General features: G+C 62.6%; 25 protein-coding genes and 1 tRNA gene. 16 read left to right on the forward strand and 10 right to left on the reverse strand.

The window, feature by feature from the left end; all coding sequences use genetic code 11:
• Positions 1-24: 24 nt before the first annotated feature.
• From EN807_RS00180 to EN807_RS00200, 5 genes are read left to right on the forward strand one after another with little or no spacing between them, the layout of a single operon-like run.
• Complete coding sequence (locus EN807_RS00180) at positions 25-1,566, forward strand: sugar ABC transporter ATP-binding protein (protein ID WP_135933430.1); 1,542 nt, start codon at positions 25-27, stop codon at positions 1,564-1,566.
• Positions 1,563-2,540 carry an ABC transporter permease gene (locus EN807_RS00185; protein WP_135933431.1) on the forward strand — a complete coding sequence of 326 codons (978 nt, stop codon included), beginning with the start codon at positions 1,563-1,565 and terminating at the stop codon, positions 2,538-2,540. Before EN807_RS00180 ends, EN807_RS00185 begins: the two co-directional genes overlap by 4 nt.
• On the forward strand, positions 2,537-3,538 hold the full coding sequence (locus tag EN807_RS00190) for an ABC transporter permease (protein WP_127317580.1): 1,002 nt from the start codon (positions 2,537-2,539) through the stop codon (positions 3,536-3,538). The genes EN807_RS00185 and EN807_RS00190 overlap by 4 nt, the downstream gene beginning before the upstream one ends.
• Positions 3,538-3,855, forward strand: a complete 318-nt coding sequence (gene rhaM, locus EN807_RS00195) for an L-rhamnose mutarotase (RefSeq protein ID WP_135933432.1) — start codon at positions 3,538-3,540, stop codon at positions 3,853-3,855. The genes EN807_RS00190 and rhaM overlap by 1 nt, the downstream gene beginning before the upstream one ends.
• Positions 3,852-5,222, forward strand: a complete 1,371-nt coding sequence (locus EN807_RS00200) for an FGGY-family carbohydrate kinase (protein WP_135933433.1) — start codon at positions 3,852-3,854, stop codon at positions 5,220-5,222. Before rhaM ends, EN807_RS00200 begins: the two co-directional genes overlap by 4 nt.
• Here the strand turns inward: EN807_RS00200 and EN807_RS00205 are convergent, their stop codons facing one another.
• The 3 genes from EN807_RS00205 to galE all read right to left on the reverse strand — a co-directional run bounded on the left by EN807_RS00205 (position 5,223) and on the right by galE (position 9,400).
• The gene (locus EN807_RS00205; RefSeq protein WP_135933434.1) at positions 5,223-7,049 is read right to left on the reverse strand and encodes an alanine racemase; all 1,827 of its coding nucleotides are present in this window, start codon (positions 7,047-7,049) and stop codon (positions 5,223-5,225) included.
• Between the two features lie 3 nt (positions 7,050-7,052).
• Positions 7,053-8,303, reverse strand: coding sequence for a D-amino acid dehydrogenase (locus tag EN807_RS00210; protein ID WP_135933435.1), 1,251 nt, complete (start codon positions 8,301-8,303; stop codon positions 7,053-7,055).
• 101 nt (positions 8,304-8,404) lie between these two features.
• Entirely contained in the window at positions 8,405-9,400 is a 996-nt protein-coding gene (gene galE, locus EN807_RS00215; RefSeq protein WP_135933436.1) for a UDP-glucose 4-epimerase GalE, read from the reverse strand.
• A gap of 281 nt (positions 9,401-9,681) precedes the next feature.
• Here galE and hemA point away from each other — a divergent pair, with 281 nt between their 5' ends.
• Complete coding sequence (gene hemA / locus EN807_RS00220) at positions 9,682-10,959, forward strand: 5-aminolevulinate synthase (RefSeq protein WP_135933437.1); 1,278 nt, start codon at positions 9,682-9,684, stop codon at positions 10,957-10,959.
• Positions 10,960-10,992: 33 nt separating this feature from the next.
• Here hemA and EN807_RS00225 read toward each other — a convergent pair whose 3' ends face one another.
• Positions 10,993-12,159 carry a pyridoxal phosphate-dependent aminotransferase gene (locus EN807_RS00225; protein ID WP_135933438.1) on the reverse strand — a complete coding sequence of 389 codons (1,167 nt, stop codon included), beginning with the start codon at positions 12,157-12,159 and terminating at the stop codon, positions 10,993-10,995.
• A 111-nt stretch (positions 12,160-12,270) separates the two neighbouring features.
• On the reverse strand, positions 12,271-12,693 hold the full coding sequence (gene mscL / locus EN807_RS00230; RefSeq protein WP_127317588.1) for a large conductance mechanosensitive channel protein MscL: 423 nt from the start codon (positions 12,691-12,693) through the stop codon (positions 12,271-12,273).
• Between the two features lie 236 nt (positions 12,694-12,929).
• On the opposite strand from mscL, the gene EN807_RS00235 reads away from it, so the two are divergent.
• A complete protein-coding gene (locus EN807_RS00235; protein ID WP_135933439.1) occupies positions 12,930-16,418 on the forward strand; it encodes a PAS domain-containing hybrid sensor histidine kinase/response regulator in 3,489 nt (1,162 codons plus the stop codon).
• A 124-nt stretch (positions 16,419-16,542) separates the two neighbouring features.
• Here the strand turns inward: EN807_RS00235 and EN807_RS00240 are convergent, their stop codons facing one another.
• Positions 16,543-17,202, reverse strand: coding sequence for a response regulator transcription factor (locus EN807_RS00240; RefSeq protein WP_135933440.1), 660 nt, complete (start codon positions 17,200-17,202; stop codon positions 16,543-16,545).
• Positions 17,203-17,324: 122 nt separating this feature from the next.
• Positions 17,325-17,762: a hypothetical protein gene (locus EN807_RS00245; RefSeq protein WP_065006116.1), complete on the reverse strand. Its 438-nt coding sequence runs from the start codon at positions 17,760-17,762 to the stop codon at positions 17,325-17,327.
• A gap of 167 nt (positions 17,763-17,929) precedes the next feature.
• Between EN807_RS00245 and EN807_RS00250 the strand changes: the two genes are divergently transcribed.
• Positions 17,930-18,280, forward strand: coding sequence for a DUF952 domain-containing protein (locus EN807_RS00250; protein WP_065006117.1), 351 nt, complete (start codon positions 17,930-17,932; stop codon positions 18,278-18,280).
• Complete coding sequence (locus EN807_RS00255; RefSeq protein WP_135933441.1) at positions 18,277-19,353, forward strand: quinone-dependent dihydroorotate dehydrogenase; 1,077 nt, start codon at positions 18,277-18,279, stop codon at positions 19,351-19,353. The genes EN807_RS00250 and EN807_RS00255 overlap by 4 nt, the downstream gene beginning before the upstream one ends.
• A gap of 13 nt (positions 19,354-19,366) precedes the next feature.
• Here the strand turns inward: EN807_RS00255 and EN807_RS00260 are convergent, their stop codons facing one another.
• Entirely contained in the window at positions 19,367-20,719 is a 1,353-nt protein-coding gene (locus EN807_RS00260) for an MATE family efflux transporter (protein ID WP_189522310.1), read from the reverse strand.
• A gap of 112 nt (positions 20,720-20,831) precedes the next feature.
• Here EN807_RS00260 and EN807_RS00265 point away from each other — a divergent pair, with 112 nt between their 5' ends.
• Entirely contained in the window at positions 20,832-21,734 is a 903-nt protein-coding gene (locus EN807_RS00265) for a histone deacetylase (protein ID WP_135933442.1), read from the forward strand.
• Between the two features lie 92 nt (positions 21,735-21,826).
• Here the strand turns inward: EN807_RS00265 and EN807_RS00270 are convergent, their stop codons facing one another.
• Positions 21,827-22,090 carry a DUF6460 domain-containing protein gene (locus EN807_RS00270; protein ID WP_135933443.1) on the reverse strand — a complete coding sequence of 88 codons (264 nt, stop codon included), beginning with the start codon at positions 22,088-22,090 and terminating at the stop codon, positions 21,827-21,829.
• Positions 22,091-22,342: 252 nt separating this feature from the next.
• Between EN807_RS00270 and EN807_RS00275 the strand changes: the two genes are divergently transcribed.
• From EN807_RS00275 to EN807_RS00300, 6 genes are all read left to right on the forward strand, one after another.
• Positions 22,343-22,416: transfer RNA gene (locus tag EN807_RS00275), tRNA-Gly, on the forward strand.
• A 263-nt stretch (positions 22,417-22,679) separates the two neighbouring features.
• On the forward strand, positions 22,680-23,405 hold the full coding sequence (locus tag EN807_RS00280) for a Crp/Fnr family transcriptional regulator (protein WP_135933444.1): 726 nt from the start codon (positions 22,680-22,682) through the stop codon (positions 23,403-23,405).
• Between the two features lie 138 nt (positions 23,406-23,543).
• Positions 23,544-23,747, forward strand: a complete 204-nt coding sequence (locus EN807_RS00285; protein ID WP_135933445.1) for a hypothetical protein — start codon at positions 23,544-23,546, stop codon at positions 23,745-23,747.
• Positions 23,748-24,059: 312 nt separating this feature from the next.
• Positions 24,060-24,728 carry a hypothetical protein gene (locus EN807_RS00290; RefSeq protein WP_135933446.1) on the forward strand — a complete coding sequence of 223 codons (669 nt, stop codon included), beginning with the start codon at positions 24,060-24,062 and terminating at the stop codon, positions 24,726-24,728.
• On the forward strand, positions 24,725-25,120 hold the full coding sequence (locus EN807_RS00295; RefSeq protein ID WP_135933447.1) for a phage holin family protein: 396 nt from the start codon (positions 24,725-24,727) through the stop codon (positions 25,118-25,120). Before EN807_RS00290 ends, EN807_RS00295 begins: the two co-directional genes overlap by 4 nt.
• On the forward strand, positions 25,117-25,989 hold the full coding sequence (locus tag EN807_RS00300; RefSeq protein WP_135933448.1) for a hypothetical protein: 873 nt from the start codon (positions 25,117-25,119) through the stop codon (positions 25,987-25,989). Before EN807_RS00295 ends, EN807_RS00300 begins: the two co-directional genes overlap by 4 nt.
• A 159-nt stretch (positions 25,990-26,148) precedes the next feature.
• Here the strand turns inward: EN807_RS00300 and EN807_RS36300 are convergent, their stop codons facing one another.
• Positions 26,149-26,454 carry a L,D-transpeptidase gene (locus EN807_RS36300; protein ID WP_246683988.1) on the reverse strand — a complete coding sequence of 102 codons (306 nt, stop codon included), beginning with the start codon at positions 26,452-26,454 and terminating at the stop codon, positions 26,149-26,151.
• Positions 26,455-26,514 lie beyond the last annotated feature (60 nt).

The following is a 26,514-nucleotide window of genomic DNA, read 5'->3' on the forward strand; positions in this document are numbered from 1 at the left end:
CCTGCTGCAGGGCTTGATACGACTATGGACACGACAGCCCAACTCAACCCGACGACCGAGCGGCCTCTGGCTCCGACCCCGCGGCTGACCCTGTCCGGAATCTCGAAGAGTTTTCCCGGCGTGCGCGCGCTGCATGATGTCAGCCTGTCGCTCTATCCCGGCCAAGTGACCGCGCTGATCGGCGAGAACGGCGCCGGCAAGTCGACGCTGGTCAAAATCATGACCGGCATCTACCAGCCCGACGCGGGCACCATCAGCATCGATGGCCAGGCCGTCACTTTGCCCAGCGCGCATGCCGCCTTCGGGCACGGCATCACTGCCATCCACCAGGAAACCGTGCTGTTCGACGACCTGACGGTGGCCGAGAACATCTTTCTCGGCCATGCGCCGCGGTCGCGCTTCGGCACCATCGACTGGCGTACCATGCGCAAGAATGCCCTTGAAGTGTTGAACACCATGGGTGCCGGCCACATCGACGCCGACGCGCGGCTGAAGGATCTCGGTATCGCCAACAAGCACCTCGTCGCAGTCGCCCGCGCCATGTCGATCGATGCCCAGATCGTCATCATGGACGAGCCGACCGCAGCGCTGTCGCTGAAGGAGATCGAGGAGCTCTTTTTGCTCATCGAATTCCTGAAGAGCGAAGGCAGGGCGATCCTGTTCATCAGCCACAAGTTCGACGAGATCTACCGCATTGCCGACCGCTATACGGTGTTCCGCGACGGCGAAATGGTCGGCGAAGGCCTGATCAGGGATGCCGGCCAGAGCCAGATCGTGCGCATGATGGTCGGCCGCGCCGTCGATCACATCTTCCCGCAGCGCAAGGCCGAGATCGGCGCGCCGGTGCTCACTGTCTCCGGCCTGTCGCACCCGACCGAGTTCGACGACATCGGTTTCGAGCTGCACAGAGGCGAAATCCTCGGCTTCTACGGCCTCGTCGGCGCCGGCCGCAGCGAGGTCATGCAGGCGATATCAGGCATCACCCGCACCAGCAGCGGCACAATCACGCTGGAAGGCAAACAGATCGTACCGAAATCGGCAGCGGATTCGATCGACGCCGGCATCGTCTATGTGCCGGAAGAGCGCGGCAAGCAAGGCGTGGTGATCGGCCTGCCGATCTTCCAGAATATCTCGCTGCCCTCGCTCAAGCGCACGTCCAAGTCAGGTATGTTGCAACTGGCGGAGGAGTTCGCGCTGGCCCGCTCCTACACCGAGCGGCTCGATTTGCGCGCCTCTTCGCTCAGCCAGGATGTCGGTACGCTGTCGGGCGGCAACCAGCAGAAGATCGTCATCGCCAAATGGCTGGCGACAGCCCCCAAGGTGATCATCCTCGACGAGCCGACCAAAGGCATTGACATCGGCTCCAAGGCCGCGGTGCACGGCTTCATGGCCGAGCTCGTCGCGCAAGGCCTGTCGGTTATCATGGTGTCGTCCGAACTGCCCGAAATACTCGGCATGTCCGACCGCGTCGTCGTCATGCGCGAGGGGCGCATTGCTTCGTTCTACGACAACAAGGAACTCGACGCCGAAACGCTGGTCAAGGCGGCAGCGGGGATCGCAGCATGAAAGCTCTTCTCAAATATCGCGAACTCTGGCTTCTCGCCGCCATCGTCGTGCTGATCGGGCTGATCTCGATGCGCTTTCCGGGCTTTGCCAATCCGGCCAATCTGCGCCAGGTGTTCAACGACACCTCGATCCTGATGATCCTGGCGCTGGGTCAGATGGTTGTCATCCTGACCCGCTCGATCGACCTGTCGATGGCGTCCAATCTCTGCTTCACCGGCATGGTGGTGGCGATGCTGAACGCCGCGCATCCGGCAATCCCGATCCCGCTGCTGATCGTCATCGCGCTTCTGGTCGGACTGGTGCTCGGCGCGATCAACGGCCTGCTGGTGTGGCGGCTGAACATTCCCTCGATCGTGGTGACGCTCGGCACGCTGACCATCTACCGCGGCGCCACCTTCGTCATTTCAGGCGGCGCCTGGGTCAATGCCGACCAGATGAGTCCTGATTTCATCGGCCTGCAGCGCGCGGCCTTCCTTGGCATCCCGGTCCTGTCGTGGATCGCCATACTGGTCATCGCCTTGTTCTTCCTCGTGATGACGCGCACCGCGCTCGGTCGCTCGATCTACGCCATCGGCGTCAATCCGACGGCGTCGGTCTATGCCGGCATCGATGTCGGCCGCACCAAGTTCACCGTCTTCTGCATCTCGGGGATGGCCGCCGGTCTCTGCGGTTATCTCTGGATTTCGCGCTACGTCATCGCCTCGGTCGAGGTCGCCAATGGCTACGAGCTCAACATCATCGCCGCCTGCGTCATCGGCGGCATCTCGATCGCCGGCGGCATCGGCTCGGTCGGCGGCGCAGTGCTCGGTGCGCTGTTCCTCGGCATCATCTCCAATGCGCTGCCGGTCATCAACATCTCGCCCTTCTGGCAGATGGCGATTTCGGGCAGCGCCATCATCCTGGCCGTGGTGCTCAATGCGCGCGGCGAACGCCGGCAAGGCCGCATCATCCTCAAAAAGGCGGAAGCGGCATGACCGACACCCCAGCCCCACGCCACATTCCCGACCGGCTCGACAAGCCGCTCAACGCGGCGATCTTCTCATGGGAGGCGCTGCTGGTCGCGGTGGCGGTCGCCATCTTTGCCGTCAACAGCTTCGCCTCGCCCTATTTCCTCGACGCGTGGTCGCTGTCTGACCTGACCTTCAACTTCACCGAGAAGGCGCTGATCGCGCTTGCCATGGCGCTGCTGATCATTTCCGGCGAGATCGACCTGTCGGTCGCCGCCATCATTGCGCTGGCCTCGACGATGATGGGCATGGCGGTGCAGGCCGGCGCTGGCACGCCGGTGCTGGTGGCGATCGGCATCGTGGTCGGGCTTGGCTGCGGCGCCTTTAACGGGCTGCTCGTCACCAGGCTGGGATTGCCGTCGATTGTCGTCACCATCGGCACGATGAGCCTGTTTCGCGGCATCGCCTTCATCGTCCTCGGCGACCAGGCCTACAAGGGCTATCCCCCGAGCTTCGCCTTCTTCGGCCAAGGCTATGTCTGGTGGGTGGTGTCGTTCGAACTGACGCTGCTCCTCGTCGCGGCGGTCGTCTACTGGTTCCTACTGCACCGGACGAGCTTCGGCCGCCGCGTCTTCGCCATCGGCAACAACCCGGTTGCGGCGCAGTTTTCCGGCGTGCGCGTCGGCCGCATCAAGTTCATCCTGTTCTGCCTGACCGGCTTGATGGCCGGCATCGCCTCGGTGCTGATCACCTCGCGGCTCGGCTCGACCCGGCCGTCGATCGCGCAAGGCTACGAATTGGAAGTCATCACCATGGTGGTGCTTGGTGGCGTCAGCATCCTGGGCGGCGCCGGCAGCATTCTGGGTGTCGTGCTCGCCGCCTTCATCATGGGGCTGGTGACTTTTGGCTTGGGGCTGCTCAACGTGCCCGGCATCGTCATGTCGATCTTCATCGGCCTGCTGCTGATCATCGTCATCGCGCTGCCGATCGTCTGGCGGCGGGTGCGGCGGGAACGCTTCACCTGATGGCCGAAAAATACGCGTTCAAGATGAAGCTCATTCCGGGCATGAAGGCCGAATACAAAAGGCGCCATGACGACATCTGGCCGTCGCTGGTGGCGCTGTTGAAGCAGGCCGGCGTTTTCGATTATTCGATCCATCTCGACGACGAGACCAACACCTTGTTCGGCGTGCTGTGGCGGCGTGACGACCACGGCATGGACGAATTGCCGAAGCACCCTGTGATGCAGCGCTGGTGGGCCGAGATGGCCGCCATCATGGAAACCAAGCCTGATAACGAGCCGGTGGCGGTGCCGCTGGAAACCATGTTCCATATGGAATGACCCACCACGTCGCCGTCATCGATATCGGCAAAACCAATGCCAAGGTAGCGCTGGTCGATCTCGACGACATGCGCGAATTCGCGCTGCGCCGCATGGCGAATGCGCCCGTTGCCGACGGTTCCTACCCGCACCACGATGTCGAGCTTCTGTGGTCGTTCATTCTCGACAGCCTCGCCGGGATCAAGCGAGAACAGCGCATCGACGCGATATCGATCACCACGCATGGCGCGACGGGCGTGCTGTTGGGCGCTGCCGGCGAGCTGGCGCTGCCGGTGCTCGACTATGAATTCACCGGGCCCGACGCCCTTGCCCAGGACTATGACGCGATCCGTCCGGCCTTCGCCGAGACGGGCACGCCGCGCCTGCCGGTAGGCCTCAATCTCGGCGCGCAGTTCTTCTGGCAGCAGAGGAACTTCCCGGCGGAGTTCGCCGAGGCCGCCGCCATTCTGATGTATCCGCAATACTGGGCTTTTCGCCTCACCGGCGTCGCCGCCAACGAGGTGACCTCGCTCGGCTGCCACACCGATCTGTGGAACCCATGGAAAGCGGATTTTTCGTCACTGGTCGACCGGATGCAATGGCGCGGCCTGATGGCGCCGGTGCGGCCGGCCAAGGACCGCCTTGGCCCAATCTTGCCCGCCCTTGTCAAGGTAACCGGGCTCGATCCGCAGACGCCGGTGTTTTGCGGCCTGCATGATTCCAATGCCTCGCTGCTGCCGCATCTCCTGTCCGACAGACCGCCCTTCTCGGTCGTCTCGACCGGCACCTGGGTGGTGTCGATGGCCGTCGGCGGCAACAAGATCGCGCTCGACCCGGCGCGCGACACGCTGGTCAACGTCAATGCGCTCGGTGATCCGGTGCCATCGGCGCGCTTCATGGGGGGTCGCGAATTTTCACAGCTGACGGAAGGCCAATCGGAAGGCTGGACCGAAGAGGATGTCGCCACAGTGCTCGCTGCGAAGACATCCCTGCTGCCTTCGACCCAACAAGGTTCGGGGCCGTTCCCGCATCACACCGCCGCATGGCTCGACGCCGACGGCATCAACAACGGTCAGCGCTTTGCCGCCATCTCTTTCTACCTGGCGCTGATGACCGCGACCTGCCTCGATCTGATCGGTGCCGACGGTCCGATCATCGTCGAGGGCCCGTTCGCCCGCAACCGGCTTTTCACGCAGATGCTGGCTGCAGCGACGGCGCGTGCCGTCATTGCGTCCGAGGTTGCGACCGGCACCAGCATCGGCGCTGCCTTGCTGACGTCGGACCACAGAACGGTCCAAGGCAAAGGCGAAAGGATGGAACCGCCGGCCGACCCAGCCTGGGCGATTTATGCGCGCTCATGGCGCGCGGCTGTCGACGCGCGGGGCTGATCACAAAATCCGCTTGCCGAAAGCCGACATGACGAAGTTGACGGTGTCTATCGCAATCCGCGGTTCCAAACCTGATGTCAGGCCGGAAACATCCATCGACAACAGCCCGCCGGACAGCGCGATGGCCTCCATCGCCTGATGCGTTTCGCGCACCGTGATGCCGCCGGAGCCAGCCGCCCAGCCGGCGAATTCGGTCACCTCAGGCGAATAGCTGACATGGAAGCCTTGCGTGCCGGAGGTGGCGATGCGGATCGCCTCATGCATCAGGTCGCGCATGCCCATGGCGTCGATGTCGGTCATGGTGAAGGCGGAGACGCGCGAATCCTTCAGTACCCGGGCTTCGGCCGGATCGGCATGGCGCAGCCCGACGATGACGACGTTTTCCGGCGACAGTTGCGGCTGCAGCGCGCCGGGCTTGTGATCGAGTCCGAGCGCGCGCGCCAGCACCGAACGTTCCGGCAGGTCGATGCCGTCTTCGTCCTCGGGCATCAGCGCGGCGATGGAATCGATCCAGATCAGGCCAAACGAGTGTGTCGCCCGCGCGGTCATCGTCAGCGCCTTATGGGCGATGCGCCGGTCACTCCCGGCGGTGAGCCGGACCAGGCCGGATGGGGGTCGCTCGATATCGGCCAGCTCGACGACATCGAAATTCATCGCCTCCAGCCGGGCGCCGGTCGCTTCCCTGGCGAGGATGCCGGCGGCCGCCGGTTCGGCTGATATCGACACCATCTTGCGGCCGGAGAAATCCTCGACATCGTGCATCGGGGCCTTTTCGACATATTCCGAGGTCATCGCCAACAGCATGGCGCCGTAGCTCATGCGGAAGGCTACACGGTCGCCGACGGCGGGTGGCGGGTCGGCGTCGGTTACATCGAGGAGCAGATGATCGCTGGAGGCGCCGAGCACCCGCACGCCCTTGGCAATCGGCGTCAAACCTTCGATCAAAACGTCCTCGCGGCCGATATTGGCGATGGCGCGCAACCTGTCGCCCTCGTCGGGAAACACCGGCTGGTTGCCGAAAGCGTCGTAGCCGGATTGGCCGATCGGCCGCGACGGCTTCAGCTTGACCTCGATGATGTCGCTTGTCAGGCGGCAGGCATCGGGTTCCAGTTCGGCCCACGGCGTCTCGCGGAAGGTTTCGACGCCACCCTGCAGGATTGCTTCGCCGACCCGCAGATTGTTGATGCCGGCGGGCAGCCTGCCTTCGAGCAGCAGCGTCAGCGACGATGACGCCCCGCCTGATATCCAGTCGAGCCTTGCGCCGGACAGACGCTCGGCCTTGTAGGCATGGGCGACAAGTTGCCCGAGATTTTCCTCCGTCGGCATGATGGCGCCGAAGCAGCCGAGATTGGTGCCGATGCCGGCGATGCGCACGCCCTTGAGTGCCAGTATCTGCTCGACAGTGGGCACGAGATCGTTCGGCCAGATGCCTTCCCTGAGGTCGCCAAGATCGATCATCAGCATGATGTCGTGGACGCGGCCCATGCGCTCGGCGATACGCGACAGCTCGCGGATGGTGGCGAGTTCGGATTGCAAGCTGATGTCGACGGTGCGGACCACCTCCTCGACACGCGCCATCGGCGGGCTGCGCAGCAGCATGATCGGCGCATTGATGCCGCTGTCGCGTAGCCGGCGGATGTTTTCGAAGCGCGATTCGGCGACGCCAGCGACGCCGCCGCGCAGCATGGCGCGCGCTACCTGCGGCATGCCGCAGGTTCCCTTGGTGACGCCGAATACCTTGATGCCGGACAGGGCGCAGCGGTCGACGATCGTGCGTGCATTGCGCTCTATGCGGCCAAGGTCGATGGCGACTTGCGGTCCGGACATGATCTAGCCCTTGTAGACCAGACCTTGCGGGTCGATCTCCGGCCTGCGACCGGCGACCACATCGGCAAGGAATTTTCCGGAACCGCAGGCCATTGTCCAGCCGACATGGCCGTGGCCGGTGTCGAGGTAGAGATTCTGGTAGCGCGCCCGGCCGATGACCGGCACCGAGTTTGGCATCATCGGCCGCAAGCCGGCCCAGAGCTCGGCCTTGTTCTCGTCGAAGGCACCCGGGAACAGATCGTTGCCAGTCCTGAACATGGCGGCGAAATCGCTCGGCTTGTGGGTGCGGTCGAAGCCGGTGAACTCGGCTGTCGAAGCGAGCCGCAGCCGGTTGCCGAGCCTGGAATAGCCGATGAGCTGATCCTCGTCGGCGCCGCCCATGGTCGGCCCCTTGCGCTCGTCCTCCAGCGGCACGGTCGCGGTGTAGCCCTTGACCGGATAGACCGGCAGATCGATGCCGTAGCGGCGACCGAGCAGGCCGCTTTCAGGTCCCATTGATATGACCACGGCGTCGCCAGCGACCGGGCCGGCCGAGGTCATCACGGCGCGCACCCGATCGCCTTCGATGTCGAGGCCCTCGACCGTCGTGCCATAGAGAAATTGGACGCCGAGTTTCTCGGCGGCATAGGCAGCGAGGTTCTGCGTGAATTGGCTGGAATCGCCGGTCTGGTCGATCGGCGAATAGACGCCGCCGGCTATCTTATCCTTGGCCCCGGCAAGCCCGGGCTCTAGCTCGACCAGCCGGTCGCGGCCGACGATCTCGATCGGCAGACCGTGCTCGGCGAGATAGCGGTAATTGTCGGTGCCGGTATCAAGACTCTGCTGCGAGCGGAAGAAATAGAGAATGCCCTTCTTGCGCTCGTCATAGTGAATGCCGGTGTCCGCGGAGATGGCATTGATGCAGTCGCGCGAATAGAGCGCCAGGCGCAGCTTGATATCGGTGTTGGCGCGCAGGCGCGCTCGCGTGCACTGGCGCAGGAAGCGCAGGCTCCAGGCGAAGAAATAAGGATCGAAGCGCAGCCGCACCTTGATGCCGAGATCGTGGTTGTAAAGCGCGCGCAGGAACGTCTTCAGCGCAGCGGGCGAGGCCCAGGCGGTGGCGTCGCCCGGCGACACCAGCCCGGCATTCGATTGGCTGGTGCCGCGCGCCGCCATCGGATGGCGCTCGATGACGGTCACCTCGTAGCCGTCGCTCGCCAGATAATAGGCGGCCGCCGTGCCGACCACACCGGCTCCGAGCACCAATATTCTCATGCCGCCCCCCAAAGTCACACGCGGCCAAATGCGCCTACGCTGCGCCGCACAGCTCCTTCAATAGCGCTTCTGCGTGAAGCTTTCGAGCTAAGAACTTGGTCTCAGCCCCGCGACGAATTCTTGCCGGTCAGAATGCGCTCCCAGGCCAGCGCGTGGGCGACGATCAGGTCGAGGTCGTCGCGCTGCGGCGTCCAGCCGAGTTCGCGGCGCGCCAGCTCCGAATTGGCGACTACCGCCGCGGCGTCGCCCGGACGGCGCTCGCCCATCCGCACCTCGAAATCATGACCAAAGACGCGCCGCACGCTGTCGATCACCTCGAGCACCGAATAGCCGTGGCTGTAGCCGCAATTGGCGACGAGACTTGTCCCGCCGGCGCGCAGCCGTTCCAGCGCCAGCCGATGCGCCACCGCCAGATCGCTGACATGGATATAGTCGCGCATGCAGGTGCCGTCTGGCGTCGGATAGTCGGTGCCGAACACCTGCATAAGGGGTCGCTTGCCGAGCGCCGTCTCGCAGGCGACCTTGATCAGATGCGTGGCGCCAGGCGTCGATTGGCCGGTGCGACCCTTCGGGTCGGCGCCGGCGACGTTGAAGTAGCGCAGGGCCGTATAGCGCAAACCATAGGCAATTGCGGCGTCGCGCAGCATCCATTCGCTCATCAGCTTGGACAGGCCGTAGGGCGATTCCGGTGCAAGGCGGGCATCTTCACGCACCGGCTCCAGCCCGGCGCCGCCATAGACGGCGGCGGTCGAGGAGAAGATGAAATTAGGCACGCCTTCTCGCACTGCGGTCTCGATCAGCGTGCGCGTCTTGCAGGTGTTGTTCTCGTAATAACCGAGCGGGTCGGCAACCGATTCGGGAACCACGATGGAGCCGGCAAAATGGATGATCGCGTCGACCTTGTTGTCGCGGATGATCGAGCCGACCAGCTCCTTGTCGGCGACATCGCCGACAACGAGCTTCGCCTCCGGCGCCACCGCCCACTCGAAACCGGTCGAAAGCCGGTCGAGGACGACAACGCTGTCGCCCGCGTCCAGCAGCTCCCAGACCATATGGCTGCCGATATAGCCGGCACCGCCTGTCACCAAAACCGTCATCCGCGTCCTCGCTGCTCAAGATTTATCGGAAACTGTCTCAACACCCGCCTTAATGGAAAGCCTGCCGCTAGGCCATTAGTACATGACCATCAGTATCTGAGGTAACCAGTCTCATCGACGCATGGCATCGTCCTGAAACAAAATTGATCCACATCAAGGGAATAGGCCATGATCCGTGGTCGTTAGGAACAGGCTTGGGGCGTGGCATTTTGACCAAAAAGGCCAAGTGGACGTCGAATGGGGCAATGATTATGATCCCACGCAAAAATTGGGAAGCCGAAATGAACTATCAGCGGTTCTTCGAAGACGCGATCGACCAGCTCCATGCAGAGCGTCGCTACCGCATCTTCGCCGACCTCGAGCGCATCGTAGGCAAATTCCCGCGCGCCATCTGGCGCGCCAACGGCCGCGCCCAGGAAATCACCGTCTGGTGCTCCAACGACTATCTCGGCATGGGCCAGCATCCAGACGTCATCGCTGCGCTGCAGAACGCCGCCGGCAAGATGGGATCTGGCGCCGGTGGCACCCGCAACATCTCCGGCACCAGCAATCCGCTGGTCGAGCTCGAACTGGAACTGGCCGACCTGCACGACAAGGAAGCTGCACTCGTCTTCACCTCGGGCTTTGTCTCCAACGAAGCCTCGATCTCGACCATTGCGCGGCTTCTGCCCAACTGCCTGATTGTCTCGGACGAGTTGAACCACGCCTCGATGATCGAGGGCGTGCGGCGTTCGGGCGCCGAGAAGAAGATCTTTCGCCACAACGACGTTGCGCATCTTGAAAGCCTGCTGCAGGCGGCTGGCCGCGAACGCGCCAAGCTGATCGTCTTCGAGAGCGTCTATTCGATGGATGGTGACATCGCGCCGATCAAGCAGGTCGTCGATCTTGCCGAGCGCTACAATGCTATGACCTATATCGACGAGGTCCATGCCGTCGGCATGTACGGATCGCGCGGCGGCGGCATCACCGAGCGCGAAGGGCTGGCAGACCGTATCGACATCATCGAAGGCACGCTGGCCAAGGCGTTCGGCACGCTCGGCGGCTATATCACCGGCACAAATGCGGTGATCGATGCCGTGCGCTCCTATGCGCCGGGCTTCATTTTCACCACGGCGCTGCCGCCGGCCATCGCCGCCGCGGCGACCACGTCGATCCGCCATCTGAAGCGCTCGCAGGCCGAACGCGACGCACAGCAGCGCCAGGCGACGCGGACCAAGCAGATTCTTACCGCCGCCGGCCTGCCGGTGATGGACTCCGCTACCCACATCGTGCCGCTGCTCGTCGGCGATCCCGAACTCTGCAAGATGGCCAGCGACCGCCTGCTCGGCGTCCACGGCATCTACATCCAGCCGATCAACTACCCGACCGTGCCGCGCGGCACCGAACGGCTGCGCATTACGCCGACGCCGTTCCATTCGGATCACCTGATCGCGGAACTTCAGGATGCGCTGGTCGAGACTTGGGATGCTTTGGGTATCTCTTACGGTTCTGCGGGCCGGCCTTCGGTGAGGGAAAGCGACCGCGTCATTCCGTTGCTGGTGCCGAAGTCCGGCGGCTGATCCCCGAGTTTCAACTCGGGGATCGAAGGCAACTCACATACTCGTCATCCATTTCGCCAGCCGGTGCGCCGCTTCATCGAGCTGGTCGAGGCGGCGGTGGAAGCACAGCCTGAGGAAGGCCTCGCCGCCGGGACCGAATGCGGTTCCGGGCGCCAGGCCGACATTGGCGCGGTCAACGATATCGAAGGCGGCGGCGCGTGAATCGGTGATGCCGTCGACTGTGAAGAACAGATAGAACGCTCCCTGCGGCACGGTGAAGCGTGCCCTGCCGGTCGCAGCCAGGATGCCGCAGACCAGGTCACGCGCCGCCCTCGCCCGCTCCACCTGCTCGACGATGAAGGCATCGCCTTCGTCGAGGGCGACGAGCGCGCCGCGCTGCATGAACTGGGCAACGCCGGAGGTCGAATACTGAACCAGGTTCTCGAACACCTGCTGCAGCGAGGGATGGGTCTTGATCCAGCCGACCCGCCAGCCGGTCATCGCCCAGTTCTTGGAAAAACTGTTGACGAACAGAATGCGATCTTCGTCGGCCATGATGTCGATGAAGGACGGCGCGCGACTATCGCCGTAGTGAAACAGCGAATAGATCTCGTCGGCGATAATCCACAGGCCCCTTTCGCGGGCGAGGTCGAGGATCGCCTGCAGCGTCTCCCTGTCGGCGGTCCAGCCGGTCGGATTGGACGGTGTGTTGACGAACAGCGCCTTTGTCCTTGGTGTGATCGCCGCCGCGATCTTGCCGACATCGCAGGACCAGCCATTGCCGGACTGGTCGAGCGTGACAGCGACCGGGACGGCGCCCGCCACGCCGGCGGCTGCGGCGAAATTCGGCCAGGCCGGCGATAGATAGACGAGTTCGTCCCCCTTCCCGGCGACTGCGTCGAGCGCCAGCTGGATGGCATGCATGCCCGAACCGGTGACGATGAATTCTTCCTCGGCGAAGCTCTTGCCGAAATGCCTGACGTAATAGCGGGCGAGCGCCTGCCGCAGCTCAGGGATGCCTTTCTGCCAGGTATAGAAGGTCTCGCCGCCCGCCAGCGCCCGGGCAGCGGCATCGGTGATGAAGGCGGGCGTCGGCAGGTCGCCCTCGCCGGCCCAGAGCGGGATCATGCCGTCGCGGTCGCGGCCGCGGTTCATGACGGCGACAATGCCGCTTTCCGGCGCGGCCCGGGCCTCGGCGCGCAAATTCTCGATCAAGGTCATGGATAGATCCGTTTTCGTCTTCTGGACTGCTAGCGTGTTTTAAGACAGGCGAAAACAGAAAACCCCGGCCGAAAACGACCGGGGTTTTGGTCCAGAGATCTTGCTCCTGCGCTATTTCCTGGCGAGGAGATCGCGAATTTCGGTGAGCAGCGCCACATCGGGCGGCGGCGGAGCGGCAGGCGCAGCTGGCTTCTCACGCTCCAGCCGCTTGCGCAGATTGTTCACGGCCTTGACCATCAGGAAGATAATGAAGGCGAGGATGATGAAATTCAACGCGACGGTGATGAAACTGCCATAGGCGAAGACTGCGCCTTGCTTCTTGGCGTCCGCCAGCGACGTGGCGTTGACGGCTGAGGACAACGGCAGGAAATAGTTGTTGAAATCGAGCCCGCCCAAAATAGCACCGATGATCGGCATGATGATGTCGTTGACCAGGGAATCGACGATTCTGCCGAAGGCGGCGCCGATGATGACGCCGACGGCCAGGTCCATGACATTGCCCCGCGAAATGAATTCCTGGAATTCTTTCAGCATGCGACCCTCCTTGTCCTGACGGGCCGTGCTGCCGCCTCTGCCCGCTTCGGTCGGCCCCACTGGCACAATAGCAAACACCTACGGTTGCAGCATTGGCAAAAGACCGATTTCCACCGGCCAAAATTTCCCGGAGCCGAGCCATCCTGCGCCGAAAGCCGCGATGGACTTGATCGCCAAGCTGTGATTGCGTCTCTTCAGGCCGAATGCAAAATCGGCAAAGGGAGGATTTTCAGGCCGTGCAGGGCTGGTTCATCGTCATCATCGCGATCGCCTATGTGACGTTGCTGTTCGTCATCGCCAGCCTCGGCGACCGGCGCTCAACGACATCCGGACCCGACCGGGCCCGGCCCTTCATCTATGCGCTCAGCCTGGCGATCTACTGCACCTCCTGGACCTTCTTCGGTTCGGTCGGCCTTTCCTCCGAGCGCGGCCTTGAATTCCTCGGAATTTATATTGGCCCGGTTCTGGTGTTCGTATTCGGCTTTCCGCTGCTTCGGCGCATCGTCAGGCTGGCCAAGACAGAGAAGATCACTTCGATCGCCGACTTCCTCGGCGCCCGCTACGGCAAGAGTTTTGCCGTAGCAGCGATCGCCACGCTGATCGCGACGATCGGCGCGGTGCCTTACATAGCGCTGCAGTTGAAGGCGATTTCCGGCTCGGTCAGCCTGATGGTCGAGCATTATACCGGCTCGCCGCCTTCCTTCGATCCTTTCGTCAGCGACATCTCGCTGGTCGTCGCCATGCTGCTTGCGCTGTTTGCGGTGCTGTTCGGCACGCGCCATGCCGACGCCACCGAACACCAGGATGGACTGGTGCTGGCGGTAGCGGTCGAAAGCGTGGTCAAGCTCGCCGCCTTCCTGGCGATCGGCCTGATGGTGACCTTCCTGATCTTCGGCGGCCCAGGCGATATGGTCGACAAGCTCGCCCAGAATGCGCAAGTGCGGCAAGCGATGGGCTATAGCACGTCGCTCGCCACCTGGCTGGTCCTGACATGTTTGAGCGGTTTCGCCATCATCATGCTGCCGCGCCAGTTCTACGTCACCATCGTCGAGAACCGCAGCGAGGCCGAACTGCGCACCGCGACGTGGGTGTTTCCGCTCTATCTGGTGGCGATCAACCTTTTCGTGCTGCCGATCGCGCTCGCCGGCCTGGCGCTGGTCGGCACCAGAACCAGCAGCGACCTCTATGTCCTGTCGCTGCCGCTGCTCAGCGGTCACGACGTGTTGGCCATGGCGGCGTTCATCGGCGGCCTGTCGGCGGCGACCGCGATGGTGATCGTCGAAAGCGTCGCGCTGTCGATCATGATCTCCAACGACCTCGTCATTCCGCTGTTTGTGCGTCGCCTGCTCAAGACCACGACGTCCGAGAACGAGGACTGGTCAGCGCTCATCCTCAACGTGCGACGGGCGGCGATCTTCATCATGCTGTTCATCGCCTTCCTCTACTATCGCGAGAGCACCGACAGCGCACGGCTCTCCTCTATCGGCCTGATGTCCTTCGCCGCGATCGCGCAGTTCACGCCAGCCTTGATCGGCGGACTGATCTGGCGGGGCGCCAATGCCAGGGGGGCGGCACTCGGCATGGTCGCCGGCATCGTCGTCTGGAGCTATACGCTGCTGCTTCCTTCGCTCGCCGCGTCCGATACCGGCATCGTCGTCCACGGCCTGTTCGGTTTCGAAGCGCTGCGGCCGCAAGCGCTGTTCGGCACTGTCGCCGAGCCGCTGAACCATGGTGTCCTGTGGAGCCTGTCGGTCAACTCGCTGTTCTTCGTCTTCGGCTCACTGTCCCGCGCGTCGGTGCCGCTGGAGCGCATCCAGGCGTCGATCTTCGTGCCGCGCGAGGCGAGCCCGATGCCGAGCCTGCGCCGCTTCCGCACCACCGTCACCGTCAACGACCTCAAGGATACCATCGCGCGCTACCTCGGCGTCGAACGCACGGAACGGTCCTTTCAGTCGTTCGAAATGAGTAACGGCGCTTCGCTGCACGGCAACGAGCAGGCCAGCATGGACGTCATCCGCTTCTCCGAGCAGCTTCTGGCAAGTGCCGTCGGCTCCTCCTCGGCGCGGCTGATCCTGTCGCTGCTGCTACGCCGCAACGATCGCGAATCCAAGGACGCCTTCCGCCTGCTCGACGACGCCACCGAGGCGCTGCAGCACAACCGCGACCTGCTGCAGATCGCGCTCGACCAGATGGAACAGGGCATCACCGTCTTCGACAGGGATTTCCGGCTGATCTGCTGGAACCGCCAATATCGGGCGCTGTTCGACCTGCCCGACGATATGGGCCAGGTCGGCGTCTCGCTCGACCGCATCCTGCGTCACCTGGCCGAGCGCGGCGACATTCCGGCCGACCAGCGGGTGGCGATGCTAAACCGCCTAACCAGTTTCGTCAGCCCGTGGCAGATGGAGCTGAAGACCAGCGGCCGTATCCTGGAATTGCGCTCCAACCCGATGCCAGACGGCGGCATCGTCGCCACCTATGCCGACATTTCCGGACGCGTCGAGCAGGATCTGGCGCTGAAGCGCGCCAATGAAACGCTCGAACAGCGCGTCAAGAATCGCACCGTCGAACTGACCCGCGTCAACGAGGAGCTGGCCCAGGCGCAGATGCTGGCGGAGGAGGCCAATCTCGGCAAGACGCGCTTCCTCGCGGCCGCCGGCCATGACATCCTGCAACCGCTGAACGCTGCTCGTCTTTATTGCTCGTCGCTGATCGAAAAGGCCAGCAAGGGACCTGCGGGCAAGGCTGCGATCAACATCGAATCCTCGCTGGAATCGGTCGAGACTATTCTCGGTGCGGTGCTCGACATTTCCCGTCTTGATGCCGGCGCGATGAAACCGGACGATACGGCCTTCAGTCTGGACGAACTGCTGCGCCAGATCGGCAACGACTTTCAGCCGCTTGCCGCCGAGAAGAAACTCAGCCTGAGGATCATGCCATCGTCGCTCAGCGTGACGACCGACCGCAATCTGTTGCGCCGCCTGATCCAAAATCTCGTATCCAATGCCATCAAATACACCCGCCATGGCCGCATCCTGGTCGGCGTGCGGCGTCGCGGCGAACTGGCCGAGATCCAGGTGATCGATACCGGCATCGGCATTGCCACCGACAAGCTGAACACGGTCTTTCACGAATTTACCCGGCTCGACGAGGGTGCACGCGAAGCCGACGGCCTCGGGCTCGGCCTTTCCATCGTCGACCGCATCGCTCGCGTCTTGCGCCTCGAACTCCGGATCTTTTCAAGCCCGGGCAAGGGCACGCGCTTTTCCGTCATCCTGCCGGTCGCGGCAGTGCAGCAGCCGCGGCGCGAGGTCGAGGCGAAGGCGCCGGTCCGCACTGCTGCATCGCTTGCCGGACTCCGAGTGCTCTGTATCGACAACGACGCCCGCATCCTCGACGGCATGCGGCTGCTGCTCGAAGGCTGGGGCTGCAGCGTCGACACGTTTGCCGGCTCGGGGGATCTCGAGGGGTCCGTCATGCATCGCCCCGACATCGTGCTTGCCGACTACCATCTCGACGGCGAGACCGGCCTTGACGCGATCGTCAAACTGCGTGCGATCCACGGCCAGGACATGCCGGCCGTGCTGGTCACCGCCGACCGCTCGAGCGAGGTGCGCGCCACCGCCGGCAGGCTCGACGTACCGGTGATCAATAAGCCGCTCAAACCAGCGGTGCTGCGCTCGATGATGGCGAGGGTCAGGCCGCTGGCGTCCGCGGCCGAGTAACGGTCATAATCTTTCTGTTGACCAGGAAGCTAGAGCGGGATGCGTTCAATTGAACGGGCATCCCGCTCTTTAGCCGCATTTCTGCAACGCCGAGTGATTCCACTTGGCTGCAAAATGCTCTAGCTCAGCTGGCTGCCTGCAGCGGGTCGCTGCCGATCTTGGAGAGCAGGATCACCGCCTGGGTGCGGCTGTCGACGCCAAGCTTCTGCAAAATGGCCGAGACATGCGCCTTGATCGTCGCTTCGGAGACACCGAGTTCGTAGGCGATCTGCTTGTTGAGCAGCCCTTCGCCCAGCATGCCGAGCACGCGCGTCTGCTGCGGCGTCAGCGTCTGCAGCCGCTTGATCAGATCGGAGATCTCGGGATCGCGCTCGACGCCGAGATCGATGCCCGTGGGCGCAGCGATGTCGCCTGCAAGCACCGACTGCACGGCGCTGCGGATTTCCTCCATGCTGGCCGATTTGGAGATGAAACCCGAAGCGCCGAGATCAAGCGCGCGCCGGATGGTCACCGGATCGTCATGCGCCGACACCACCACCAGCGGCACCGTCGGGTGGATGCCGCGCAGCGAGATCAGACCGGAAAGGCCGCTCGCGCCCGGCATGGACAGGTCGAGCAGCACCAGATCGACGTCTTCATTGGCCACGACCAGCGCCTTGGCGCTTTCGAAATCGCCGGCCTCGTAAATGCCGGCGACATCGCCGATGCCGGCAAGCGCCTCTCTCAGCGCGCCGCGAAAAAGCGGATGATCGTCAGCGATGACGAAAGTGTAGCCTGACGGCACATGACCCTCCCCGAATCCCACTGATTGTCTGCTTCTTACGGGATCAGTCGAACGATTATGCGACGATATCAGCCGTTTTCAAGCGGCAAGCCTATGCGCCGGGTTCGCACGGTGAATGGTGCTCAGGTTTTTTGCGAATTGGGCTTGGCGCTATCCTCGCCGCTGTCCTTTTCCATGTCCTTGACGATACCCATGAAGCTGCGCAGGAAGCGCTCCATGTAGCTCATCGTCTTGTTGAAATCCTCCTCGCTGGGCAATGTCGACTCAAAGCGGGCCGCAAGCGAGTTCTCGAGCTTGACGACGCGCTGGTCGAGCGCCTTCACCGAATTCTGCAGCCGGTCGATCTCGTCCTGGAAGGCGGCGCGTTCATCGGCCGCCATCTTGCAGACGAGCTGGCCGGAACGCTCCTCGCAGATCGACATCGCACCGGTCTGCGTGTCCATGCGGACATAGCCGGTGGCCGACTTTTCCAGCCGGTAGCGGTCGGTCTCCTCGGAAAAGGCTGATGCCGCGACGAATGAGACGAGTGCTGCGGGAATCAAGACGTGCTGCGGACGCATATTGTCCTCCATAGGCCAGTAAGCGCAATTTATCGCATGTTTGCGCCGGAAATGGGGAAGAACCCTGGCCTTTACCTTACGCAGATTCTTGTCGGAAAACCGTGTGACACTTTTCCGGAACCTGCTTGCCTCTTCCCCGTATGGTTGGTTCGGACTATAGCGCAACCATGTCTCAGATTATCTACAAGATAGTACCTGAACCGTTGTGGCGCGAGGCCGAAAGAAATGGCCGCTTCACCGGCGCGCCGATCGATGTCGCCGATGGCTTCATTCATTTTTCCACCGCCGGCCAGGCCAGGGAAACGGCGGCAAAACATTTTGCCGGCCAGACCGGGCTGCTGCTGGTCGCCATCGATGGCGCCAAACTGGGTGATTTGCTGAAATACGAGGTCTCGCGCGGCGGCGCGCTGTTCCCGCATCTTTACGGCCCGCTCGACCTCAAGGCCGTCGTCTGGGTGCAACCGTTGCCGCTCGGCACCGGCGGCCTGCACCAGTTCCCAACGCTGGAGGCCGAATGAGCGTGCTCGACCGGCTCGGCCAGAGGTTCCTGTTCGCATTCGATCCGGAAGCCGCGCACGGCCTGTCGATCGCCGCGCTGAAATGCGGGCTGCCGGTCGCCCGGCGCCCCGTGCGCGACGACAGGCTGAAAGTCAGCGTCTTCGGCATCGATTTCCCCAATCCGCTCGGCATGGCTGCCGGCTACGACAAGAACGCCGAGGTTCCCGATGCGCTGCTTGGCCTCGGCTTTGGCTTTGCCGAGATCGGCACGATCACACCGCTGCCGCAGGCCGGCAACCCGAAGCCGCGCATTTTCCGGCTGACATCGGACGAAGCGGTGATCAACCGGCTGGGCTTCAACAATGAGGGTCACCAGGCTGCCGAAGAACGGCTTGCTGCCCGTAAGGGCCGCGCCGGCATCGTCGGCATCAATATCGGTGCCAACAAAGACAGCACCGACCGCGTCAGTGACTATGAACGCGGCATTGTCAGGTTTGCGCCATACGCCAGCTACCTGACGGTCAACATCTCCTCGCCGAACACGCCGGGTCTGCGCAACATGCAGGCCCGTGAACAGCTTGGCGAGCTCCTGTCGCGCGTAATGGCCGCACGTACGGCAGCTGCAGCGCAGCCGCCCATCTTTCTCAAGATCGCGCCGGACCTCGTTGAGGCCGAGCTGGAGGATATCGCCGCCGAGGTCACCGAGAAGGCAATAGACGGCGTCATCGTTTCCAACACCACGATTGCGCGGCCGCGGCTGCGCAGCGCCGGTTTCGCCGGCGAGACCGGTGGGCTTTCGGGAAAACCGTTGTTCGAGCGCTCGACCATCGTGCTGGCAAAGATGCGCAAACTGCTTGGCCCGGACCGCGCCATGATCGGCGTCGGCGGCGTCGATTCCATTGAGACGGCGCTGGAGAAGATCCGCGCCGGCGCCGATCTCGTCCAGCTCTACACCGGCATGATCTATGCCGGGCCTACGCTGCCGGGCCGCATTCTTTCTGGAATGGTCCGGTTCGCGGACATGCAACGGCTCAAGTCGCTGCGCGAGTTGCGCGATACCAGCCTCGATCAATGGGCGTCCAAGCCGCTCTAACCCGAAGTACGCTCTAAAAGGCTGCCCGCATCCGCACGCGCAAAATGGCAAGCAGGCTGAAGCCGCGCACCAGCAGGAAGACGTGCAGCGCCGCCCACAGGCCGTGATTGCCGAAGGCCGGCGCCAGGATGAGCAAGGCGGCGCTGAAGACGAGGAACGAAAAGAGCATCATGTTGCGCATGTCGCGCGACCAGGTCGCGCCGATGAAGACGCCATCCATCTGAAACGCCAGCACGCCGCTGAGCGCGGTGAACGCCGCCCAGGCCACATAGTTGTCGGCAACGGCGCGAACGTCTTGTGACGTCGTGATCAGGGCGACCAGATCAGTACCGCCCAGCAAAAGGACTAGCGTCGCCGTGGCCGCCAGCCCGAAGCCCCAGAACACGGTCAGCCGCACCGCATGCCGGAATTGCATCGTGGCACGCGCGCCCACGGCACGCCCGGCGAGCTGTTCGGCCGCCGTGGCGAAACCGTCGAGGAAATAGCCGGCGATGAGGAAGAAGTTCATCAGCACCGCGTTGGCGGCCAACGTCACCGTGCCGAATTGTGCGCCCTGGCGGGTGAACAGCGCGAAAGCGGCGAGCAGCGAGAATGAGCGGATCATGATGTCACGGTTGAGCGACATCATGCGCAGGAATGCCGACAGGTCGAGGATACGATGGCGCGGCAGCCGGGGCGCTGCCCAGAAACGCCGGCCGATGATCGCCAGGCCAAGCAGCATGGCGACGAATTCACCGGTGACGGTCGCCCAGGCGACGCCGGCGACGCCCCAGCCGAGCTCCAGCCCCAGCAGGATGCAGAGCGCAATGTTGATGCCGTTCAGCACCAATTGCAGCATCAGTCCCAGCCCGCCCTCGCCGCGCCCGAGCACATAGCCGAGGATGGCGTAGTTGATCAGCGAGAACGGTGCGGCGAGCAATCTGATGCGGATATAGACGGCCATCGCCTCGCTGACGCGCGCCTCGGCGCTTATGAACCATTGTCCGGCGATGGCGACCTGTGGCGCAAGGGCGGCAAGCACAATTCCGGCGACGACCGCGATCAGCACGGCGCGCCAGAACACCGCCTGTTCCTCCAGTTCGTCGCCGCGTCCGAGCGCCTGGGCGACGAGGCCTGTGGTGCCGGAACGCAGGAAATTGAAGGAGGTGAAGACGACGTCGAAGACCAGGGCGCCCGCCGCCAGACCACCGAGAAGGGCAGCGTCGCCCAACTGCCCGACCACGGCCGTGTCGACGACGCCGAGCAGCGGCGTCGTCAGATAGGCAAGCGTCATCGGCACTGCGATGGCGAGCACCGAGCGATTTGTGACGACGAAAGACCGGCCGTTGGCCGCTGCTGACACCTGATCCAGTACCCGCTTCTCCATCGTGGCTTGATCGAACAGCCGATGTGGCCCAGTTTCCGGACGCCGCGCAACCACTCATCCCGCCACGGCCAACCGAAACCCGCCTCTGGCGCACCCGCCGTAAACCACCCAAATGCCCCTGCAGATCGTTCATCATCCCGACTACGACGCCGGCTTCGCAGTCAACCATCGCTTCCCCATGAGCAAATACAAGCTGCTGATGGAAGCCTTGGGCGCGCGCGGACTGACCGGCCCCGCCGCTCTCAACGTGCCCGAACCGGCGCCGGCATCATGGCTGAAGCTTGCCCATGCCGCCGGTTATGTCGACCAGGTGCTGGCCTGCGAAGTGCCTGAAAAAATCGAGCGCGAGATCGGCTTTCCGGTGGGCCCGCGCGTCTCGCTCAGGGCGCAACTCGCGACGGGCGGCACCGTGCTGGCAGCGCGGCTGGCGTTGCTGAACGGCATCGCCTGCAATACCGCCGGCGGCAGCCATCATGCGCGGCGCGCGCAAGGCGCCGGCTTCTGCACCTTCAACGATGTTGCCGTGGCTTCACTGGTGCTGCTTGCCGAAGCTGCCGCCGGCAACATCCTTATCGTCGATCTCGACGTGCATCAGGGCGACGGCACGGCGGACATTGTTGGCGAGGAGCGGCGCGTGTTCACCTTCTCGATGCATGGCGACCGCAACTATCCGACGCGAAAGATCGCTTCCGACCTCGACATCGCTCTGCCCGATGGCGCCGGCGATGCGGCCTATCTCGAAAGGTTGGGCGGCGTCCTGCCGGAACTCACCGCCAAGGCGCGCTGGGACATCGTTTTCTACAATGCCGGGGTCGACGTTCATGCCGAGGACCGGCTTGGCAGGTTGTCGCTGTCGAACGAGGGGCTGCGCGCCCGCGACGACATGGTGATCCGCCATTTCCGCGCGCTCGGCATCCCGGTCTGCGGCGTTATCGGCGGCGGCTATTCGACTGATGTGGCGGCCCTCGCCGCGCGCCATTCCATCCTGTTCGAAGTGGCGTCAGGCTTCGCCTGACGGCCTTCTAGGATTTCCCTGCCGAACCACAGGTCAGCGGAGCAAAAGCCGGTCCACTTTTGCTACACTGACCTTCGGCTCGGGGTCATGCTCTACTTCCGATAGTTGGCGATCCTGAGCAGGATGAAGGCCGGAATGACGATCGCCGCGCCCAGCAGGATATAGCCAAGGAAACGGTCAATGGCGCGGAAGCCCAGATTCCAGAGATCGACGAAGAAATTCCGGATACCGTAGAGCACATCCATCGGCGACCAGCCGAATGCGTTCATGACTAGGCCGACGAGGAACGATACCACCAGCAGCTTCAGGAACACCCGGAGCGGCGAATCGCCGAGAAAGCGCGTCAGTGCGGACAAAGCGTGTCTCCAGATTCGGTTGCCCCGGTTCGGGTACAGGTCCAGAAATACGCACTTGCCGCGCTGGCATCAAGGCGGGTCGCTGACTCCCAGTTGCTCCGCATGGCGGGTTGGCCGGATTGTCTGCTCGCCAACTTATGTTGCAACGCCGGCGCCCTTGCCACGACGGAGTAACAGTCGGATGGCTGGAAGGCACGAGTGCACGCTTAGCGATTGCCCGAACGCCGGCTTGCGTGGTAACGAGGCTGCTGCGCGGGTATGATGTAATGGTAGCTTGTCAGCTTCCCAAGCTGAACGCGCGGGTTCGATTCCCGCTACCCGCTCCACCTTGCCCTGTAAGGAATTGAGATTGCTGATGATCTGCGAGCGGTAGACGTCGAACTTGGCCTCGTAAATCCAGTCGTCACCTGGGGCGCCTTGGCTACCAAGGTAGGCATCATAGGCGGGAATGAAGTCGAGCCGGTCGGCGCCGGCACTCACAGGCCACATGATCGGTTCTAGGTCGGCGGTATAATAGAACATAACGTGATTCTAATAAGAGGCGGCAACAAAAGATGCTGATCCGCGTTGCTGGTCAAAAGGCACCGCGATGATCGGCAAAAACCTCTTGATTCGCATGCTCGACCGCCGCGACACCCTGCCGCCAGACGAGATCGCGATTATTGAGGCTCTTCCGGTCCGGCCGGTAACTTTCGGACCGGATGAGGAGATCGTCAGGGAGGGTTCCCGCCCCACCGAAAGCTGTCTTGTCGCGAATGGTTTCGCAGTTCGAAACCAGGCTATTCGGGAAGGAAGGCGTCAAATAACGGCAATTCACGTGCCGGGAGACTTTGTCGATCTGCATAGTTTACTGCTAAAAGTGATGGATCACAGCGTGAGCGCCCTGGGTTCGTGCGATGTAGTTTTCATCCGACACAAAGACCTGCTCACAGCAATGGGTGGAAGTCCACATCTCGCCCGGATGCTCTGGCTTTCGACGACTATCGATGGCTCAATCCAAAGGACTTGGATAACCTGCCTCGGGCGTCGCTCCGCCAAACAGCATCTCGCACATATAATCTGCGAGTTGTATGTCCGGTTAGAGATAGTTGGTTTGGCCTCTGACCAGACGTTCGCGATTCCACTGACGCAAGCGGAATTGGGCGACGTGCTTGGTCTATCTGTAGTTCACGTGAACCGGACGCTACAGGAACTTCGAGCGAAGGACCTGGTTAGCTGGAAAGACAGGAGGATTGTTATCCTGGATTTCCAGCGATTGGCCTTACTGGCCGACTTTGATGCGACCTACCTAAATCTCTTCCATGAACCGCGGTGACTGCCTCGGCCAGGACGCGTCAACGCGCTAATGCGGCATCAAGACTTCTCGTCAACTAAACAATGTGAATGAGCCCTCGCTCCGGATCGATTACAGCTGGGTTCAATTGACACGGTTGACGTCAAAGAAGGATTGCACATGCGTGAACTCGAAAATCTCATCGAACATTACGTAGATATTCGCAGGCGGCGCCATAGTTTCATATCGACGGGCCTTGCCGTTAAGGCGCTCAAACAGATTGTTCCGGCATGTTCTGTCTCTGATTCCGACCTAGCGAACATGATTGCCAATCGTGCAATAGACTACAACCTTCCTGTGAGCTTTGACCTTAATGAGAGCTAGACGTGGTGCTTTATTATACTAGCCTAACCTGATCTCTTGAAATTCGATGCGCAGAGGCGGGCCAATCTCCGCACGGCCGGATAGGTCCGCGTCTCGGCACACGGCGCGTGGGAATTTCCAAGTGACTCGACGGGCTCGCCGGTTGCTCCGTTCTCGCTAATTTAGTTGGAAGTGATGGAACCTGTTTGCCCCCGGCAAGTTCGGTAGGCAATGGAGGAGATTGCCACCATGAACAATGTCATTTATCTCATCGGCCTTGTCGTCGTCGTGCTTGCGATCCTCTCCTTCCTCGGATTCCATTAGGAGAATACCATGCAGCGCGAAGACGATCAGGGCCGCAAGCCGGCCGATTTCGAAGCAGCCAAAAGCGAACTGTCCGAGCGGTTCCAGCAGGAAACGCAGTCCGCCACAGAGGCGCTACAGGACGCTCGCGACGAACTCACCAGGAAGGCGGGCGACTATGCTGCTGAAGCCAAGCAGGCGTTGTTCGACAAGGCCGAGGGTACACAGCGCGATATCAGCTCCAACCTAAGGGCCTTTAGCGGAGCATTGCGAGCAGCAAGCGAGCATCTGGCCAATAATGATCAACGGACCGCTTCGAAGTTCACCCTCGATGCCGCCGGCTCACTTGAGCGCCTTTCATCTTCGTTGAAGGACAAACCATTCGAAGATGTTCTTGGCGAGATGCGGTCGTTCGGCCGTGAAAATTCAGGCGCGCTGATCGCCGGTTCAGTATTGGCAGGCCTGGCGCTGGGGCGGTTTATCAAGAGCTCGCCACCATCTGCCCGGACCGAGACACCGAGTCGATCGCAAACAGACGGGGGTTCACAGACGGTTTCGAACTCGGATGAGTCCGCTATGCGTTCGGCTGAGGCAGCTGACCCGACGCCGCCCCGCTTCAACCAGCCCAGAAACGACAGGGCCGGCGATGACTTGGCTGGTGACGACTGGGCCGGCGCAAGCCTGGAGCAGAACCCATGACCAACAATCAGGAAAGTCGCGGCCTCGCAACCCTCGTCACCGATCTGGCACAGCAGGTCACAACCCTGCTTCAAACCGAAAGTAGGCTGTTGCGGGCCGAAATGTCGGAAAAAATCAGCAAGGCCGGCGCAGGCGCCGCCGAGGTTCTGGCCGGCGCCATATGCCTTCTCGCAGCCTTGATGGTGCTCTTGCAAGCACTCGTAATCGCCCTGGCGAGCGCCGGCCTGGGAGCGGGATGGTCCTCGCTGCTGGTCGGGATCGTCGTAGCGATACTGGGAATCATTCTCTTGCGATCTGGGACGAAAAGCATGGCTCCTTCCGAGCTGACGCCCGATCGCACACAAGACCAACTCAAGCGCGACGCGCGCGTGATCAAGGATCAAATAAAATGAGCGACAAATCCGCAGCCGAGCTCGAGCGCGATGCCGACATCGCCCGAGCCAAAGTAGCAGACACCGCCGATTCGATCCGCAGCAAGATGACACCGGGTCAATTGATTGACGAATTTACGGGAATGTTCGCCGGCGGCGAGGGATCGGCCATGCTTGGCAACCTCAAGTCGCAGGTCAGGGACAACCCGTTGCCGCTGACATTGATTGGAGCCGGCCTGGCCTGGCTGATGCTCGGCAACGGCCCGTCGGCAACCAACTCAGCTGCCGCTGGTTATCGGAGAGGCACGGCTTCTGACGCTTTCTCCGACCTGCGCGGCGATGATTTCAGCGAGGGTAGCGAAGGGTCCGGAATCGGGGCGATGCTCTCCGATACCGCCGGTTCGGTTACATCAGCAGCAAGTAGCGCCGCCGAAGCTGCGGCAAACGCAGCAACGGGCGCCAAGGAGAGGATGACAAACACCGCCGGCCAGCTCGGCTCAAGCGCCAGCCAGATAGCGGCTCGGACGCGCCAATCGGCACAAGACCTCTTCGAGCGCGAGCCGTTGGCTATCGCTGTAGTCGGCCTTGCGCTGGGCACTGCCATCGGGGTGATGCTGCCCCACACAGCCACAGAGGACGAGCAACTTGGCGCCTACCGCGACAAAATTCGCGACAGCGCAGCGGAGGTTTTCGAAACGGGCCTGGAGCAAGCAAAGCAAGTTGCCGCCGAGGCTTACGAAACGGTCAAGGAAGAGGCCGACCGGCAAGTTGGAGATACCGACACGTTAGCAGGCAAGGTCGGCAAAGTTGTGGAATCGACCGCAAAGCGAACCGAGGAAGCCGTTCGCGATCGTTTGCCGGGCTCGTCGGACGGGTCTTCTACCGCCTGATGGCATCGCCACCGGCCTGAATTGACGGGCCTGGTCCAAAGAACTCTGATGTTCAATGGATCTGGACCCAATCCCTTTTGCCTTGGGATCTCGGGGGGTCCGAATTCTCTGCGACTCTCCACAGGAATGGCCGGCGGAGCAGGTCTGCTGGCCATTTTGCTACGGAGCAAACTCGTCGACGGTGTGGGCGGTCTCGTTCTTGAACTCGACTTTCGTGCCCGGCTGCACCATGGAGCCGAGATCTTCGGCATCCCAATTCGTCAGTCGGATGCAGCCATGTGAGAAGGTCGTGCCGATCTTGCCCGGTACGGGCGTGCCGTGGATGCCGTAGCTTTCGATGGAGAGATCGATCCAGACCGATCCCACCGGATTGTTCGGCCCGGCAGCGATGGTGAAGGGCCGCTTGGTCTTGACTCCCTTGAAAGCGAAATCCGGATCGTAGTGATAGGTTGGGTTGCGCACCACGCGCTTGACCTCCGCCGTGCCGCTTGGCGCCGGGTTTCATCGCTGCCAATAGAGGCCGGG

This window comes from Mesorhizobium sp. M5C.F.Ca.ET.164.01.1.1 (assembly GCF_004792125.1).
In the GTDB taxonomy this organism is placed as follows: domain Bacteria; phylum Pseudomonadota; class Alphaproteobacteria; order Rhizobiales; family Rhizobiaceae; genus Mesorhizobium; species Mesorhizobium wenxiniae.

What these genes read in the sequence shown, in the direction of transcription:
- EN807_RS00285 (WP_135933445.1), top strand. Translation starts at nt 23,544, where the DNA reads ATGCGTGAACTCGAAAATCTCATCGAACATTACGTAGATATTCGCAGG.
- EN807_RS00280 (WP_135933444.1), top strand. Translation starts at nt 22,680, where the DNA reads ATGATCGGCAAAAACCTCTTGATTCGCATGCTCGACCGCCGCGACACC.
- galE (WP_135933436.1), bottom strand. Translation starts at nt 9,400, where the DNA reads ATGACGGTTTTGGTGACAGGCGGTGCCGGCTATATCGGCAGCCATATG.
- EN807_RS00185 (WP_135933431.1), top strand. Translation starts at nt 1,563, where the DNA reads ATGAAAGCTCTTCTCAAATATCGCGAACTCTGGCTTCTCGCCGCCATC.
- EN807_RS00245 (WP_065006116.1), bottom strand. Translation starts at nt 17,762, where the DNA reads ATGCGTCCGCAGCACGTCTTGATTCCCGCAGCACTCGTCTCATTCGTC.
- EN807_RS00250 (WP_065006117.1), top strand. Translation starts at nt 17,930, where the DNA reads ATGTCTCAGATTATCTACAAGATAGTACCTGAACCGTTGTGGCGCGAG.
- EN807_RS00205 (WP_135933434.1), bottom strand. Translation starts at nt 7,049, where the DNA reads ATGTCCGGACCGCAAGTCGCCATCGACCTTGGCCGCATAGAGCGCAAT.
- rhaM (WP_135933432.1), top strand. Translation starts at nt 3,538, where the DNA reads ATGGCCGAAAAATACGCGTTCAAGATGAAGCTCATTCCGGGCATGAAG.
- hemA (WP_135933437.1), top strand. Translation starts at nt 9,682, where the DNA reads ATGAACTATCAGCGGTTCTTCGAAGACGCGATCGACCAGCTCCATGCA.
- EN807_RS00200 (WP_135933433.1), top strand. Translation starts at nt 3,852, where the DNA reads ATGACCCACCACGTCGCCGTCATCGATATCGGCAAAACCAATGCCAAG.
- EN807_RS00300 (WP_135933448.1), top strand. Translation starts at nt 25,117, where the DNA reads ATGAGCGACAAATCCGCAGCCGAGCTCGAGCGCGATGCCGACATCGCC.
- EN807_RS00255 (WP_135933441.1), top strand. Translation starts at nt 18,277, where the DNA reads ATGAGCGTGCTCGACCGGCTCGGCCAGAGGTTCCTGTTCGCATTCGAT.
- mscL (WP_127317588.1), bottom strand. Translation starts at nt 12,693, where the DNA reads ATGCTGAAAGAATTCCAGGAATTCATTTCGCGGGGCAATGTCATGGAC.
- EN807_RS00295 (WP_135933447.1), top strand. Translation starts at nt 24,725, where the DNA reads ATGACCAACAATCAGGAAAGTCGCGGCCTCGCAACCCTCGTCACCGAT.
- EN807_RS00190 (WP_127317580.1), top strand. Translation starts at nt 2,537, where the DNA reads ATGACCGACACCCCAGCCCCACGCCACATTCCCGACCGGCTCGACAAG.
- EN807_RS00290 (WP_135933446.1), top strand. Translation starts at nt 24,060, where the DNA reads ATGCAGCGCGAAGACGATCAGGGCCGCAAGCCGGCCGATTTCGAAGCA.
- EN807_RS00265 (WP_135933442.1), top strand. Translation starts at nt 20,832, where the DNA reads ATGCCCCTGCAGATCGTTCATCATCCCGACTACGACGCCGGCTTCGCA.
- EN807_RS00260 (WP_189522310.1), bottom strand. Translation starts at nt 20,719, where the DNA reads ATGGAGAAGCGGGTACTGGATCAGGTGTCAGCAGCGGCCAACGGCCGG.
- EN807_RS00180 (WP_135933430.1), top strand. Translation starts at nt 25, where the DNA reads ATGGACACGACAGCCCAACTCAACCCGACGACCGAGCGGCCTCTGGCT.
- EN807_RS00225 (WP_135933438.1), bottom strand. Translation starts at nt 12,159, where the DNA reads ATGACCTTGATCGAGAATTTGCGCGCCGAGGCCCGGGCCGCGCCGGAA.
- EN807_RS00210 (WP_135933435.1), bottom strand. Translation starts at nt 8,303, where the DNA reads ATGAGAATATTGGTGCTCGGAGCCGGTGTGGTCGGCACGGCGGCCGCC.